This is a genomic window from Salinivibrio siamensis (assembly GCF_001996005.1).
Taxonomy (GTDB): domain Bacteria; phylum Pseudomonadota; class Gammaproteobacteria; order Enterobacterales; family Vibrionaceae; genus Salinivibrio; species Salinivibrio siamensis.
On record NZ_MUFB01000001.1, the window covers coordinates 55,890 to 72,727 of the forward strand.

Genomic DNA, 16,838 nt, shown 5'->3' on the forward strand with positions numbered 1-16,838 from the left:
GCCACGCTCAAGGGGCCAACAAGGCATCCGGCAAGCCACTATAACGGGCGGTGCGTGCGCCCACACCGTGGCGCAGCACCGGCCAAGACGCGTAAAGGTCAAGTTGGCGCTTCGCCCGCGTGATGCCGGTGTAAATCAGCTCGCGGGTTACCACTGGTGAAATGGTGGGCGGACACACCAGCACTGTGTGCGCAAACTCCGAGCCCTGTGATTTATGCACTGTCATCGCAAACGCGGTTTGATGGGCAGGCAGACGGCTGGCAAGCAAATAGCGCACCTCGCCATCGTGGGTTTCAAACGCCACACGCGTGATCCCTTCATGCTGCACCGCAATCCCAATATCACCGTTATACAACCCCAGAGCATGATCGTTTTGCAAAATCATGATTGGTCGGCCGTGATACCAGGTGTCACGCTCTTTGGCGATCAGCCCTGCCGACGCCAAGTGCTGCTCAATGGCTTGGTTGAGCCCTGCGACGCCAAATGGACCTTCAGTCAATGCGCATAACAAACGAAATTGGCTAAAGGCACTCAGCACGTCCGCCATTGATGACGGGGTTTCGAGCGTTGCATTATCGAGTGTGATTAAGTAATCGCGATATCCTGTCACCGCTTGTTGCATCAGGGCCTGATAGCTGTCATCACTCAACACATGGTGGGCAATATCGCTATAGCCGCGTTTTAACACCGCCCCCACCTCAGCCATTTCTCCTCGGTTCACCGCAAAGGCGAGCTGGCCAATGCCGGATTGGGCATCAAAGCGATAACTTTTTCGCAGCAGACAAAGGGCACTGGCGATCGCTGGCGCATGTGGGTTTTCGGGTACGTCAAAGCCTGTTAACTGGCTTAAACGCGCCGCCTGCGCCGCTGGATAGCCCGCCTCGGCGTACTGACAAATATCCCCTAGCACCGCCCCCGCTTCCACAGAGGCAAGCTGATCTTTATCCCCCAGCAAAATAATGCGTGTTGAGGGCGCCAAGGCATCGAACAGCTGTGCCATCAAGGGCAAGTCCACCATCGAGGCTTCATCGACAATCAACACATCCGCATGCACGGGGTTATTTTTATGATGGCGAAACGCCACCCGCTGCGGAATCGCCCCTAATAATCGGTGAATGGTACTGGCTTGGGTCGGCAGCGCCGCTTTTACGTCATGATCAACAGGCAAAGCGGCAATCGCCCGCCCTAGTGATTCAGTCAATCGGTTAGCGGCTTTACCGGTCGGAGCGACCAGTTTGATGGTGAGCGCTGCAGACGTTGCGCGTTCAGCGTGGTGCGACGCCACCAGCGCCGCCAACAAACGGGCAACAGTGGTGGTTTTACCCGTGCCCGGCCCTCCCGAAATCACCGCAAACGGCTGGGTCAACGCGGTGGCTGCCGCCACTTTTTGCCAATCAATCTCCGCCTGTGAGGCGGCAAATAAGCTATCTAGGGTTTGTCTAGCCTCATCCGGTACCGATAGCGCCGTGAGACGCTGGCGAATATGCCCCGCCACTTGCTGCTCGGCATGCCAGTAGCGATGCAAATACAATCGATGCCCGGCAAGCACCAAGGGCGTTGACTGCATCCCATCGGACACGACTGCGGCCTGCGCCAATTGCTCGCTTGGCGCTTGGCTATCAATATGTTCCAGCAAGGGCTGCCACGCGACATCGCTGGGTGGCTGCCACTGGTGCAAGTCAAGGCAGACATGGCCTTTGCCCACTTCGCGACTCAACAGTGCCGCCCATACTGTGATAGCGGCCTTGTCTAACTGAGTTTCTTCTTCACCCATCAAACAAGCAAATTGCACATCAATCGCCCGCAATTCCCCACGCTGGTAAAGTGCCATTAATGCTTGCTTCATACCGACTCTCCAGCAAAGAGTTTGTCCAAGGCGTCAATCAGTGCCTTATCGGGACGGTGCGCGAATACGCCGGTCTCGCCGCTATCGCTGGCGCCCCGTAAAAAGAAATAAAACACGCCCCCCACATGGGTGTCGTAGTCATAATCTGGGATCCGCTGGCGCAAAAAGCGGTGCAGCGCCAAGGTATAGATTTGGTACTGAAAGTCGTATCGGTGCGCGATCATCGCCTCTTTGAGCGCCTCAGGATGGTAATCGGCCACGCTATCCCCCAAATGGTTCGACTTCCAATCCAGCACGTAATACTTGCCATCGGCGCGGAAGGTTAAATCGATAAAGCCTTTTAGCATCCCGCGCGCCGTGTCAAAGGTGAGCTGGCCAGCGCGGGCAGACAATGCATCATACCGTGCGGCGAGTCGGTTCAGTCGCTGGCAGTCCAGTGCGGCCAAAGGCATCACGAACTCCATCTCCGTTAATCGACTGGCATTATCAATTTGGTTGAGCATCAACCCGTGCTCATTGAGCGGGTGTTTCAATACTTGTGTCATCCACTGCTGCAATATCGGGCACCACTGTGGGTCATAGTTTTCCAAGCTAAGATGATGGGTAATAAGCTCAGCGATTTCTTCACTCATCAAATCGGCGGTAAAGTCCACTTCTTCAAATAGGGTGTGTAAAAAGGTACCGGCTCGCGCGCCTTTGGGAAACGCAAAAACCGACCAAGGATCCACCGCCACATCCGCCGTCTCCTCGTCAGCGAGATCATCGTCCGCGTCCAAGTCATAACTGGCCAATGTTGGCAAGGCACTGATGTGATGGCTTTGTTTTAGCAGCCCTGAGTAACTGGTTAAGCGCCACTGACGGTCAATCTTGCCGCCAAACTGACGCGCGCTTAGCGCCTCGTGGGAGCCTGTTTGAGGGGCATAACGGCTATCATCCGGCTCAGGTGGGGCGACCACAGCCACCGCATCGCTCGCGCTTGCTAATCCAGCCAAACTCTCGGCCAGCAGGCTAGCATCACCGGCTTCTCCATGCTGGAGCAAATAACCGAGGGCCGTTAGGTGCAAGGCCGAGTCTTTTTGCCGACTGTTACCTTGTTTAAGAGGTGCACAGCCGATAAAACACCCATACACGGCACGGGTCACCGCCACGTACAGCAAGCGGATATCTTCAGCCAGCCGCTCTTTTTCAGCCCGCTCTTTGCCTTCATCGACATTATCCAGCGCCAGCACTGGCTGATACTGTTCATCGTGATAAAACGGTTGGCTGCTTTCGCGATACTGACAAGCAAACGGCAAGTAAACCAGATCGTATTCCAAGCCTTTCGATTTATGGATGGTGACGATTTGCACCAAATCACGCTCCGACTCCAACCGCACCTGCTGCTCTTCCGACTGTTGAGCCGGCTCGGCCATTCGCTCTTGTAGCCAGCGGATCAGCGCGTGTGGGTTGTCCAATTGCTGGCTGGCACTTTGCAGCAACTCCGCGATATGCAAAAAGTCGGTCACACAGCGCTCGCCTTGCGGCATCGCCAACCAGTTTTCTGCCACTTGGCGGGCACTGGCGACTTGGCGAAGCATCGGCATCACGCCACGGCGCTGCCAAGTGTCACGGTAATGGCTAAAGGCCACCACCTCTTGCTCCCACAAGGCTTCGTCTTGATTGAGTAACGCCAGCTGCTCGGCAGTCAGGCCAAATAAAGGGCTGGCTAGCGCCGCCCGCAACTTACGCTCGTTTTCAGGCTGCATGACCGCCACTAAAATGCGTTCAATATCACTGGCGACGGGGCTGGCGAACACGTTATCACGGTTAGAAAGATACACAGACGCCACGCCTTTTTCGGCCAGCGCTTGCTTGACCAGCTGTGCCTCGCGTCCGGTGCGCACCAACACAGCGATATTGTGCGGCTGAATGTCGGCTTGGCCGGAAGGCGTTTGTAGATAACTATTGCCCGCCACCGATTGATTGAGCACTTGCGTTATATGCTGTGCGGTACTCACCGCTAAGGTCTGTTCAAAATCTTGCTTGCCACACAATTCATCCGGGCTGTGATGCCAAAAGGTGAGCGCGGGCTGCTCGTTTCCCTCCACCACCAGCGCTTTTTGTTTGGCGCTAGGCGAAGAGGCCACCGCTAAAAAGGGAATGCTGTCTTGATAAACGAACGGCGCCTTAGCGCGTGAGAACAAGGCATTGACCCCGCGCACCATACCATCTGTCGAGCGCCAGTTAGTGGCAAGGTTATAGTGATCACTCACCTGCGCACGGGCATGAATATAGGTGAAGATATCGGCGCCACGAAAGGCATAAATCGCCTGCTTAGGGTCGCCAATCATCATTAAACCGGTGCGCTCATCCTCTTCCCCTGTGTCTGTCTCGGCGTCTGCGAATACAGGGGCATCGTCCGCCACTGGCGGCTGATAGACAGTGCTAAAAATCTGATATTGCAGCGGGTCGGTGTCTTGGAATTCATCAATCATTGCCACCGGATATAAGCTGCGAATACGCGCAGCCAACTGGCCTTGGCTATCTTGGTCAAGTGCGCTGGCAAGTTGAGAAAGGAGATCGTCAAATGAGAGCCACCCTTGGCGACGTTTTTCTTGGCGGAGCAGCTGCCGCACGTCTTTAATCGCCAGTGCGGTCAATCCCGGTTTTAACGTCGGCGGCTGATCAACCAATGCCTGAATTTGATCAAATAGCGCCAGACTCGGTGGCTCAGCTTTACTCTTAGCCGCTAATGTCTGTTGGGCGAATTTTTCCAATTTGTCGGGCAATTGGTAATCAAGCGTCTCGGCATTGGCCCATTGTTCCATCGCATTCAGCCAGTTCGCCAGATGGTCTTTGCGATAACTGCGGCCATCGAGCTTGGCGGCGCTGAGCTGGTCGGTGATCTGTTCCCCCGCCTCGCGCCATGCGCGCTTCACCGCATCAATCTTGGCAATCGCCGCTTGGTGTGCCGCCATGAGATCTTCGCCGAGATCAGGCGCCTTAACCGTGACAGCCGGTCCGGATAAATAGGGCGCAATCTCTTTTAATAAGGCCTCCGGTGCGGGCCAGTAGCTACTCACCACACCGGCTAACGATTTAGGCAGCGGATAAAAACGACGACGCCAAAAATCGGCCGCCGCGCGCGCTTTGATCTGTCGCTCATCGGTGACAAATTCATGACTGAACAGGCTACCCGATTCAAACGCATTTTGGGTCAGCATCCGCTGACAAAAACCGTGAATGGTATAGATAGCCGCTTCGTCCATCTGACGCTCGGCCTCTAACAGTCGCTGCGCCGCGGTTTTATGATCGCTTACCTCTGCCAGCAAAGGGCCAATGATAGGATCGCCACTCTCACCGCGCATAAAGGCAAAACGCGCCTCATGAATGCGACGCCGAATACGGTCTTTCAGCTCTTGGGTTGCCGCTTCGGTAAAAGTCACCACCAGTATTTGCTCGACCCGACACGGCGCTGCGCGGCCATGCCCAAGTAACAATCGCAGGTACAAGCCAGCAATGGTAAACGTCTTGCCGGTGCCAGCGGAGGCTTCGATTAATCGGACGCCATCAAGTGGCAAGGTGAGCGGATTGAGGATCTGCGGTTCCATATCATTATTTCATCGCCTAGTCTGCTCGCTATTGTAGCAACCCCTTGGGGGAAAACATATTCAGGCCGAGACAACCGTGCTGAGCTCGCTAAGATTTTCCTGCCCGACTCATTGACTGTTATTCATGCTCACACCCCTCAAATGATATTAATACTCATTATCATGACTTGATATTTAGTTTTAATTCTATTAATAATGGACTGCTTATAACTATCACTCATATAAAACTCATACAGGGAGTATCACCATGCCACTCATCCACCGACTCTCGGTGCGTAATAAGCTCTTACTTTTAGTTGGCTTAGCCGTATTAAGTCTCGTCAGTTTGGCCGCTTACCTTTCTTTTTCCCATTTTGAGGCCATCAAGCAAGAGCGCATCGCCCAGATGCACAAAAAGGTCGATATGGCATGGCACTATCTTGATGCTATGCACCGACAATACCCCAAMCAAGACACGCCCCCCGAATCCGTTCTTCATGCTGTCAGCGCACTCAAATATGGCCAAGCCGGCTACTTTTTTATCGTCGATCGCAATAATGTGATGATTGCTGGTGCCGAAAGTGCAGTAGGCAAAAACACGCGGCAAATTTTTGATGCCGATGGCCAATCGATTTTACCCGCCCTGACCCAGGCCGCTAATCAAGCTAATGGGGGGATCGCGCGGTATACATTTCAAAAGCCCGGTAGTCATCAAGCGGTAGAAAAGCTCAGTGTGGTGAAGCGTTTTGGTCCTTGGGATTTGATGGTAGGTTCAGGGTTCTACTTGGATGACCTACGCGCACAGGCGTGGCAGCAAGCGCTCAACGCAGCAGGAGTGACAGCTCTGATTAGCGCGGTGATGATTGTACTTGCCAGTGCCCTTTCCCGAGCGATGCTGACACCGCTCATGGCGCTGCGCCATGTCATATCTTCACTCGCTGAGGGCGATCTTACTCAACGCGCGACCGTGTATGGTCGCGATGAGATTAGCGACATGAGTCAGCATACCAACCAAGCTTTGGATGCGCTGCAGCGGCTGATCTCGCAGGTAGATACCAATGTAAGCGAGCAGCATCAAGGTAGTGAAGAAGTCGCAAGCCTGGCTGCCAGCACCGCTCGTGCGGTTGAAGAACAAAATCGCACTCTCGACTCTGTGGCAAGTGCCGTCGAAGAACTTTCTACCGCCGTACGTGACGTGCAATACCTTACCGAGTCGAATGCTTCTCAAACCGATAGCGCCACACAGCTCATCAACGATGTCGATGGCAGTTTGCAACGCGCTACCAGCGCGATGGAAACCGTGCAGCAACGCGTCGACGATACGTCTGAGATCTTACGTGAACTCGCCGACTCCACCCAACAAATCAGTGATGTGACTACCGTCATTAACACCATTTCCGAGCAAACCAACCTACTTGCCCTTAACGCAGCGATTGAGGCAGCACGAGCGGGTGAAGCGGGACGTGGATTTGCAGTGGTTGCCGATGAGGTTCGCCAATTAGCGCAATCCACGCAAGAGTCGACCACACGCATCAGTGATATTGTCGGCACGCTGCAAGCTCGGGCCGACAATGCAGTCAGCAGCATGGCGGATGGTCAACAACAAACACAAACATGTGTCAATGACGCACAAGCGGCGCGTCGTGATATGGCCGCGTTGCAAACTCAGGTTCAAGAACTCGCCGCTTTGAATGGCCAAGTGGCGACTTCAACCACTCAGCAAGCAGCTGCCGCCGAGGAAGTGGCCAAGAACCTAGCAGCTATCACCGAAGTGTCTCATCAAAATGCCCAAGCCAGCGATGATACCCGTGAACTGACCGATAAAGCACTGTCACTCAGCCAGCGTGTAAAGCAAGGTCTCTCGCTATTTTCACACTGATAAAGCCCTAACAGTGAAAGGATCACCAAGACGACTTGGTGGCTCCTTGGCGGTGAGCGATGACTCCCTAAAAAGCGAACATTAAAAAGGCCAGCATGGCTGGCCTTGGTTCATTGATTGAGACGTAACGCTTACGACTGAAGCCAAACTGGGTTGGTCCATGCCGTGCTGCCGTCTTTGTCTTCCACTTCTAGGTTGATCCAACCTTCTGCATCCGCAGGAATAGGCAGTGATAGCTCAAGGCGCTGTGTACTCTCTTCGGGGTTAATGGTGATGCTGTTTAGCACCTCACCACCTTGACCGATTAAGCGCACTTCTTTGAGACCATCAGCGGCGACTACATTGATATCCCATTTATCACCAGCCTTGGCGGTTTCACCAAACATGATGTTTTGTGGGTACAGAATAGGCCCCTGAGTGGCATAGCCGTGACCTGCTTTCAACGCTTTGGCAAAGGCAAGAGGCGTTAGCTCACCATCAACATTGGCCATCATACGAATACGACCGGTAAGCTGGTTCCACGCATCATGAGTATCGGTACCGGCTGTGAGGTACATGGCTTCGCCTTGATCCCAAAGCTTGTGCGCTTTTTCAAGGGTCGGCTCGTTATCGACACGTGCGTTGAGCTCCATCAGGTCGAAACGATCGGTCTTACCACCCGGCACCGCATCCTTAGCGATATTGGTGAAGTAGCCATAATCGTTATATGGGTGGTTCATCGGCACCACTTCTGCGCCCATCTCATGCGCAGCATCAATCAAGGTGTGCACGTCATCAGTACCCGGATCGACCGTCAGCGCGGCGCCATTGTCGATGGGGAATGGGTTCATGTGTCCCCACGATGGCGAGATCTCAATCGATGGAATGAAAGGTACGCCACGTTTTGCTGATAGGTCAGCAAACACTTTGTGATTAATGGTGGAATCGTGATCGCTGATAAAGGTCAGATCCAAGTCAGTTGCCAACTGAGCACGCACTACGATTTCTGGAGGTGTTACCCCTTCCAGCACATTGCCGTGGTGGTGCAAGTCAGCGCCATACCAATGGTTACGGTTAGGGAAAGTCACCTGAGGCACTTTCACCACTTGTTGGTTGGTTTTGCCCGACTCGAGCGTTACATCCAAAGTTTGTGATTCTGCAGTAAAGCCCGCACCGGCGTTAATGCCTAACTTGTATTCACCCGGTGCCAGTTTTAGCTCGGCATGGCCTGCAGGCAGTAAATCAGTGAAGAAGGTACGCTTACCCAAAAATTCAACCGGTGGCGCTTGGCCTTCAATGATAGTCACACGCGCGTCTTTGGCGACACCAGAGGCCGCTTCTTCCACGTTAAGTGCAAGCGTCGCTGGGCTTTTCAGCGATGTGAAGTCCAATGTTTGTTCACTGTCAGCACTCACGGTAATAGATTGCGGTTGGCTATTCGCATGTCCTGTTGCCGTGCCATACACTTGGTACTTACCTTCTGGCAATGCCATGTTGTATTGACCCTCTTTGGCAAGGGTCCACGCGTAAGGGTGACCGTCTTTTTCAATCATCACAATCGCATCGGCTGGCACGTTACCGTTGTCAGCGCGCAATTGGCCGCTAATGGTGCCCGTCGCTTCGCCATGACGCTCAGCTTCCGCTTTGACAATCGGTGCCATATCGCCGTTGGGAACAACCTGGAGCTTTGAGTCAAAGGTACGGGTCTCGCCCGCTTTAAGCGTGTGACCCAAATACATATCGCGGCCGTTATATTTGATGCGATCAAAATAAGGCGCATGCAGTGCGAACGCCCAATCACGGTCATACGCCACCATGCGATCGGCTAGGGCATTATCGGCCATCGCTTCTTCATTGCCTTCAAGACCTGGTACCGCGAACTGATAGCCCGTATCCGGCCAAATCGTGTGGCCTGATTCTAGCTCAAGGTCGTCTTCGCCTTGGTTGCTCATCACGGTTTTGAGTCCAATCGAATCAGAGCCCGCTTCCAAGGTGTACCAAGTGGTAATGTCGACCTTGTCGAAGTTACGGCTCACTTTGAWCACCGCTTTTTCATCGCTGTCTTCCACAATGTCAATCGACTTACGATCGTTCGGCCAAGCCGACCAGCTATTAGGGATGAAATCTGCAAAAGCGACTCGGTCTAGATCAATTTTGCCATTTTTCACCGCCGCGAGGTCCACCAAGGTACCACGTGGCACGCCCCATGGTGGCGCAGACTCAACCGCCAATGCGAACGCGACATGCTCATTTTTTACCGTGATGTCTTGGGCATGCGTTGCCTCGCCATCTGGGATTGCAGTCTTACCTTGAGTAATGCTGACGTCGGCGTGCGCTGAGGCACCCAACAAAAGGCCAGAGACTAAGGTTGCCACTGCGCTTTTTGAGAATTTATGCATGAAGGCACTTCCTTTTTTTCATGGTTTGTTATGTGAATTTTCGATGACATTGTGCGTTAAGTTAATTACACGTTCAAATAAAAAACATCGTAAAAACCCTACAAAACCACACATTTAATACGTCCACTAACAAATTAAAAAACCACAAAATACTGATATTGTTATGACTTTTTCTGAAACCCACCATTCAAATGATCGTTTAAAAAATATTTAGACCACAAATAAATTGACCCCTAACGAGGCGCAAGTCGCGCAATCTTTGACCAACAAATTGATAACAATTGTCGCACTAAACGCCGACGTATTGACGCACCTCCTGCTCACTCTTTAATGATATTTAGCGCGCACATTTAGATATTTACTCAACTATAATGAATAAAAATACAACAAGAACATCAAAAATCATGCTTTTAAAGACAATCGATGCACAATAAAAAGCCAAGCATCAACTTGGCTAACAGGGGGAAGCGTGGAGAGGAAGAGACAGAGGCCACATCGCGCCTATGATGCGGACTTCACTGCATGCTAGTGTTTTTGTCGCTGCGCTAACATCGGCATTAAGTGGCGATCGCCTGTTGCTAACAGCGCTTGGCCGAGGCTTTCACGCCATTGCGGCCAAACACGGTAAACGTAAGGGTCTTGTCCTTCGCCAGGATTAAAGCCTCCCACAAAGGCATCGCGTATCGATTTCAGCGCTTTGTCTTGGCCGGGTTCACTGTTATCAAAGCCTTTTTTACTATCTCGGGCTTTTATCCCCGCCCCGACTGAGCTTGGCAGATAGGTAAGTGGCTGATTCAGGCCCTGTTGATAGTCTTCAACCAAGGCTTGTAGGTGTGCTCGCGCGTCATCTTTGCTGAGTGGGGAAAACTCGATGGTTTCTTTCACTCCCACCAGCGTACTCGGCACGGCTTCGCCCATTGCGCATTGGCATAAATGATCAATCCATACCGCAAGCTGATGACGTATAGTCAGATCGCCACAATGAAAGCGAACCAAGCTGTCTTGATAACGCCGATTGAGCCAACCTTGCAGTTGTACCTCACCCAAGGCAGTAGGAAGGGTCAGATTGAGTTCAAGATCGGGGCGCGGCGCGGCGAGCAACGGCGTCAAGCGTTGGTACATGTCACGGATCACCGTAACTTGCGTATCCAAGGTCAATTCGCCAAAGTACGCCAAGGGCAACTTGCCCTGTCCTCGCTGTCGGGCCATAAAGTCCTGCACACTTTGGGGGCTGTCATCGGTTTCAATAAAGTGGGCTAATAGCTGATCGCGCAGCTGAAAGCGGTGCAAGGTATCTAAGCGAAAGGGTTCAAATTCTTCTAACGGCGCTTCTAACTGCTCAAAGAAGACTTTCAAGCGGCGTTGGAAAAAGTAGCGCACGGGCAACCGCCAAAAGCGCTGCAACTCTGCCAATTCAATCACAGGATCAGTATGGCTATCCGGATCTGGGCTTAATGCATCATCCATAAATGCCGGTAGTTGCATCCCTTGCCCTTTGGCAGCCGGTAGCCACTCTTGCGCGTAGCTACCATCATGAGCAAACGCCTCTGGGCTAAAGGGAGTGAGCGGATGCGTCTGGATAAGCGTCTCTTCCAGCCGCTGACGTGACTGGACTTCGGGTAAATCGCGGTCACCGGCCAAACAGTAGCCTTGGGTACAATATTCAAGCAGCTCGGTAACCAGCACCGACGGGACTTTTAAGCTGTTATCTTGCACTGAGCGCCCGACATAACTGATATATAAACGCTGCTGTGCTGACTGCAGCGCTTCTAAAAACAGGTAACGATCATCGTCGCGACGCGAGCGATCCCCTGCCCGCGTGCGGCCCACCATTAAATCAAAACCGACGCTAGGCACAGTGCGCGGGTACACGCCATCATTCATCCCAAGCAAACACACCACGTTAAAGGGAATTGAGCGCATCGGCATCAAGGTACAAAAGTTGACCTGACCGGCCAAAAAGCGCTGGCTGACTCGCTCGTTGTTGAGGCGACCATTAAAGTAATCGCGCACTACGGGCAAGCTTAGCGTGTGGGTAAAGGCAGCATCGCTAAGCTGTGTCAGCCAACTGTCTAACTGAGTACGGATCAATTTGACCGCTAACTCTTCATCCCCTTCAATGGCGAAGCAGTCATCCAGCATTTGGGTCAATCGCGCCACCCACGTCTTGCCATCGCACTCAATCGCTAACTGCTGCTGGTAGTGGATCAAGGTGTCGATAAACAGCCCTAACCGCCCCGCCAGCTCCGCATTAAGCCCTTGGACTTCATCATAAGGGACGGTGTCTGCAAACAAGCCGGCCTCACTCGGCATCGCGTAGCCGAGTAGCATACGTTTCAGGCCAAATAGCCACGTATTCTGATACTGCTCGGGCAAGGCAAATTGGCTCGCAGTATGGGTATCAAGCCCCCAGCGAATGCCGGTTTCTTCCACCCACTGCTTAATCTGATCAAACTGTTGGCTGTCGATGGCGAAACGGCGCGACACCGCCGGCACCTCAAGAATTTCCAACAGCTCCGCCGCACTGCATCGACTATCAGGCAGGGTGAGCAGGCGCAAAAAGGCGGCTAACACCGGGCTTTCTTGATCGGCGCTGCGATCTGAGATGGAAAACGGAATAAAACGCTCACTCGGCGCATTACCAAACACCGCTTGAATGGCGGGGCTGTAGGCATTGATATCCGCCACCATCACAATCACATCGCGGGGGCTCAGTGATGGGTTGGCCTCAAACATCGCGAGTAGCTGATCGTGCAGCACTTCGACTTCGCGCATCGGGCTGTGACAGGCATGGATTGCGATCGAAGCATCATCTGGCTCGATTTCTGTTTTCGCCGTACTGGTTTCAGTCTGCTTGGGATCGCCCGGCTCATTCAAATCCAAAATATCGGCTTGGATGTGATGCAGCAGATTATCGCGGTTGACCTCAACGAAGCCGCTATCAATCTCATTACAGGCCATTTCCGAGAGCAGCAGTAAGTTGTCGCGCCCCAGTTTTCCCATCGACGCCAGCAAGCTGTTCCCTACTTCACCGTGCTCGGGCTCATCAAGTCCGAGTGCCAATTGGCTCTCGGCGGGGATGTCTTCAATTCGGCTGATTTTATCCCGCGCCAATGCGGCACGTTTAGCCAGATAGCGCTTATCACGAATATCGCCCCAATAATAACGGCATGGGTTGGTGAACATAAAATGCACCTCCACATGCTCGCCCAGTGCTTGCAACGCATCCAGATAGCGTGGTGGGAGCGCGGAGATGCCAAACACAAAGACCCGCTCAATATCAGCCAGCCCCGCAGGCTTGTGCTGATGGCTGGTTAAGGTATCGATAAACTCTTGATACAAGTTAGCGCGATGGTAAGGCGATTGGCCCAGCGCCAAAGTATGATCGTATAAGCGGCGCCACAGTTTTTGCTGCCAAGGCTGCACATCGTCAAGCTCAGGCACCGGTTGTTCTTGCTCCCATGCCAGCACCCACTCGGGGCGATAGACCAAATACTGGTCGAAAATATCGGCCACTTTTTCGGCCAGCTGGTAAGCACGCTGCTGATCCTGGCTGTCTTCCAAATACGCGGCTAAATCAGCGAACTCTGGCGCATCCAGACAGCTGGGTAAGATGTCCATTAGCTTCCATGTCATCGCCTCTTTATTGAAATCACTGCGCTCAGGCACGCCATCCAACACCCGCACAAACAACTGCCAGATAAAGGTAGCGGGAAGCGGGAATTCGACGTTGGCGACAATCTGCTGCTCATTGGCGAGTGCCATTTTTAACCACTGCGCCATGCCGGGGCTTTGCACCAGAATAAGTTCTTTTTGAAAAGGGTCAGACAGTGGTCGCTGTTGGATTAGGGAGACCAACAAGGACTTCAACAGATCGAGCTGATTAGAGTGATAAACAGTAAACACAAGGCGCTCACATGGGAAAGATAACTGGCATCGATTGTGGCCGATTGCCGTACTAAGCGCAAACCGCCATCGATACGCCGCGACCTCGCACACGGCTTGCTAACCGTGTGATGGCACAGCAAATCGCTGAGCGATTAAACGCGATTATCACCCACACTGAATGCGATCAGCTGACTGATATGGTTCAGTGAACGGCCCGACTCTTGCTGCCACTCATTAAATGCCTGTTGCGCTGCTTGCATCGCCCGCTTGGTCTCTCGACCGCTATCAACGATTTTAGTTGCGCGCAGGTAGTGCTCGATATCACGGGTGAACAAGAAGGTGTCCTTGCCCATTCGCCGCAAGGTATAAGCACCGGTATTACCGCCTAAACGCTTACCGTGCTTTTTTAAATACTGCCATAACCCGACAATATCCTCGCTGGGCCAATCGGCGACAAACTGGCTAAAACTGCCGTGCGATTGCTGCACGCGGTGGATCATTTCCGCGTTGTGCGGAATGGTCATCACCTTGGTGAGATGACGAATAATCGCTGGGTTGGTGGCTTTTTCTTCCCACATTTCCGGCGGCATCAGCAGCATTTTCTCAATATCAAAGCCCCAGAATACCTCTTCGAACCCCGGCCACTTTTTACGGACGACCTGCCAACTAATGCCCGATTGAAACACCTTCTGACTAAACGCCGCTAACCAGCGATCATCCTGTATCTCACACAAGGCATGAGGCGCAAGCGGTGCCACCAACATGCGCTCTACCTCGCGTTGACCGCCTTTGCGCTCAGCGGCACGTTGATAAATGGTGCTAAATTTTTCTCTCATGTCACAATCATGGCCGGGTCAGTGGACAATGGCCCTTATCCTACTGTATAAAAAGACAGTAAATCAACGAAGAGAGGGTAATTATGGCCGTTATCGTCAAGTACGTGGTCGAACGCGAGGGAGAAGAAAAGATGACATTTACCTCCAAAGCTGAAGCCGACGCCTACGACAAAATGTTGGATATGGCGGATGCCATGTTCGATCTGATTGGAGAAAGCGAACTGGTAGACGACGAAGAAAAGCGTGAAGCCTTGTCGCTATACCTTGCTCAACACAAAGACTCGGTGCTTGAAGCACTGGGCGCAAAACGCAAGGCGGCAAAGAAAAAGCCGGCAAAAAGCGAGAACAAAGCGGACGAGAGTCGCGACGACAAAGACGCCGATGCGGCCTAAAGTTGTGATTGCTGACCCTTTTAGCATCCGCGAAAGAGCAAGCCCATTTGGCTTGCTTTTTTTATGCCTGTCTCCTGATGACTATGCATCAACATGAATCGGTGCGCTGACCTGTAACGGTTTTTGCCTCCGCCAGCCGTTAAGCGCTTCCAACCACCGCCGCTTGTCTTTAAGATGAAGTGTTTGATGTTTTAAGCCCAACGACACAAGGAGATTCCCCCCAATGGCAAGCTTTGCTCTGGCACTCGGTACCGCCACTCAAAACCAGGACGGTAAAATCATTGAAGCCTATTTCCCAGCGCCCCTGCTTAATCCTAGTGATGATCTGGTAAGTGCCCTAAGCGCGCTAACCGATTATAGCGCCGGTAATCAGGTACTAGAGGTTGCACCAGAAACCTGCGCTGCAATCAGTGAAGCCTTCGCCGCCGCTGGCGCTCAAAAGGCAGCTAACTTTGCGAGCAAGGCTCAACAAACCACACAGCCACTGGTGCTGGTTATTCTAGAAAACGACAGCAAACCCGCATCGGTGGCTGAAGGCTTCCTCAAGCTTCAGCTGATCTCGCACCGCTTAGTCAAACCACACGGTGTGGTACTAGACGGACTCTTTGGCCTGCTGCACAACATTGCTTGGACCAACCAAGGCCCAATCGACTTGCCGGAGCTACCTGAGCGTCAGATGGAAGCGCGTCTGAAAGGCGAAACATTAACCGTTGAGTGCGTGGATAAATTCCCGAAAATGACCGATTACGTGGTGCCTGCCGGTGTGCGTATTGCTGATACCGCCCGTGTTCGCTTGGGCGCCCATGTGGGTGAAGGCACCACGGTGATGCACGAAGGCTTTATCAACTTCAATGCCGGCACCGAAGGCAAGAGCATGATTGAAGGCCGTATCTCTGCGGGTGTGATGGTCGGTCAAGGTAGCGATATTGGCGGCGGTGCATCCATTATGGGGACGCTGAGTGGCGGCGGCCAGATTGTGATCTCAATTGGTGAGAACTCACTGTTGGGTGCCAATGCTGGCCTTGGCTTCCCATTAGGCGATCGTTGCACCATCGAGTCAGGACTGTATGTCACCGCAGGCACCAAAGTTACCATGCTCGACGCTGACGGCAATGTGGTCGAAAGCATCAAAGCACGTGATTTGGCCGGTAAGTCGGACCTATTGCTACGCCGCAACTCAAAAACGGGAGCGGTTGAATGCTTAACCAACAAAACGGCGGTCGAGCTCAACCACGAGCTACACGCGAATAACTAATCAAGCCCAATTTTAGTTCTGTTCAAAGGCGGCCAATTTGGTCGCCTTTTTTATGTTTACTTTGCTTGAATCACTATCGCGTCTCCGCAATGCGCCAAAAAGCACAAGCAGGTTTGTGGCACATTTTAACCACAAGCGAAAACTAGGAAAATAAACAGGCGCGAGGCGGCCCTGACTGGCGGGTAAATCAGCGTTCGTGATCTCTCCCAACGTAGCATTTTTGGCATTGAGTTCAAGGCTTTTCCGGTCTTTTCGATGTCAGGATTCGCAGGTGCTCACAGATCCTTCTATCGATATCCTTCCCCCCTTTAAACATGAGCTAAGTCACGTTATCAATAATGGAAAGCGGTAATCTGAAGATGAACCTAATACAGGGGAACAAAGAGGAAAGAGTATGAGAGTGGAAATTGCAGGCAAAAACATCGAAATCACTCCCGCCATCCGTGAGCGCATCGAAAGCCGCTTTGAAAAGCTGGCCAAGTGGCAGGTGGCACTCATCAATCCTCATGCTGTGATCAGTAAGGAGCCAAACCACCAGTTCAAAGTGGAAGCGAAAGCTGGGCTACCAGGTTCAACACTGGTTGCCTCTGCCGAGAGCGACGACATGTACAAAGCGATTAACGAGGTGGGCCAAAAACTCGAGAAGCAACTGAATAAGGTCCAACACAAAGGCGAAGCGCGCCGTAACGATAAATCAGCCGCGACGGTTGCGATGGAAGAAAATCCAGCCGATGAGGAAATCTAACCCTCAGCGCAACACCTAACTCGCTAAACATGTTAGCCCTGCCCTCGCGG

The 16,838-nt window shown here is 52.7% G+C and carries 9 protein-coding genes; 4 read left to right on the top strand and 5 right to left on the bottom strand.

From position 1 onward, the window contains the following. Positions 1-7 precede the first annotated feature (7 nt). Positions 8-1,846 carry an exodeoxyribonuclease V subunit alpha gene (gene recD / locus BZG73_RS00275; RefSeq protein ID WP_077667303.1) on the bottom strand — a complete coding sequence of 613 codons (1,839 nt, stop codon included), beginning with the start codon at positions 1,844-1,846 and terminating at the stop codon, positions 8-10. Then, positions 1,843-5,436, bottom strand: coding sequence for an exodeoxyribonuclease V subunit beta (gene recB / locus BZG73_RS00280; protein WP_077667304.1), 3,594 nt, complete (start codon positions 5,434-5,436; stop codon positions 1,843-1,845). Before recB ends, recD begins: the two co-directional genes overlap by 4 nt. 247 nt (positions 5,437-5,683) lie before the next feature. Between recB and BZG73_RS00285 the strand changes: the two genes are divergently transcribed. After that, positions 5,684-7,294 (top strand): methyl-accepting chemotaxis protein, encoded by a 1,611-nt coding sequence (locus BZG73_RS00285; RefSeq protein WP_077667305.1) that lies wholly within the window; start codon positions 5,684-5,686, stop codon positions 7,292-7,294. A gap of 131 nt (positions 7,295-7,425) precedes the next feature. Here the strand turns inward: BZG73_RS00285 and BZG73_RS00290 are convergent, their stop codons facing one another. The 3 genes from BZG73_RS00290 to BZG73_RS00300 all read right to left on the bottom strand — a co-directional run bounded on the left by BZG73_RS00290 (position 7,426) and on the right by BZG73_RS00300 (position 14,396). After that, complete coding sequence (locus tag BZG73_RS00290) at positions 7,426-9,672, bottom strand: CehA/McbA family metallohydrolase (protein ID WP_077667306.1); 2,247 nt, start codon at positions 9,670-9,672, stop codon at positions 7,426-7,428. Between the two features lie 525 nt (positions 9,673-10,197). Next, a complete protein-coding gene (recC, locus tag BZG73_RS00295; protein WP_077667307.1) occupies positions 10,198-13,578 on the bottom strand; it encodes an exodeoxyribonuclease V subunit gamma in 3,381 nt (1,126 codons plus the stop codon). 134 nt (positions 13,579-13,712) lie between these two features. Then, a complete protein-coding gene (locus tag BZG73_RS00300; protein ID WP_077667308.1) occupies positions 13,713-14,396 on the bottom strand; it encodes a DNA-3-methyladenine glycosylase I in 684 nt (227 codons plus the stop codon). Positions 14,397-14,479: 83 nt separating this feature from the next. On the opposite strand from BZG73_RS00300, the gene BZG73_RS00305 reads away from it, so the two are divergent. The 3 genes from BZG73_RS00305 (at position 14,480) to hpf (ending at position 16,788) form a co-directional block, all read left to right on the top strand. After that, positions 14,480-14,788, top strand: coding sequence for a YebG family protein (locus BZG73_RS00305; protein ID WP_046074135.1), 309 nt, complete (start codon positions 14,480-14,482; stop codon positions 14,786-14,788). Positions 14,789-15,011: 223 nt separating this feature from the next. Further along, positions 15,012-16,043, top strand: coding sequence for a 2,3,4,5-tetrahydropyridine-2,6-dicarboxylate N-succinyltransferase (gene dapD / locus BZG73_RS00310; RefSeq protein ID WP_074213325.1), 1,032 nt, complete (start codon positions 15,012-15,014; stop codon positions 16,041-16,043). 394 nt (positions 16,044-16,437) lie between these two features. Next, entirely contained in the window at positions 16,438-16,788 is a 351-nt protein-coding gene (gene hpf / locus BZG73_RS00315) for a ribosome hibernation-promoting factor, HPF/YfiA family (protein ID WP_046074133.1), read from the top strand. The last annotated feature ends 50 nt before the right edge of the window (positions 16,789-16,838 follow it).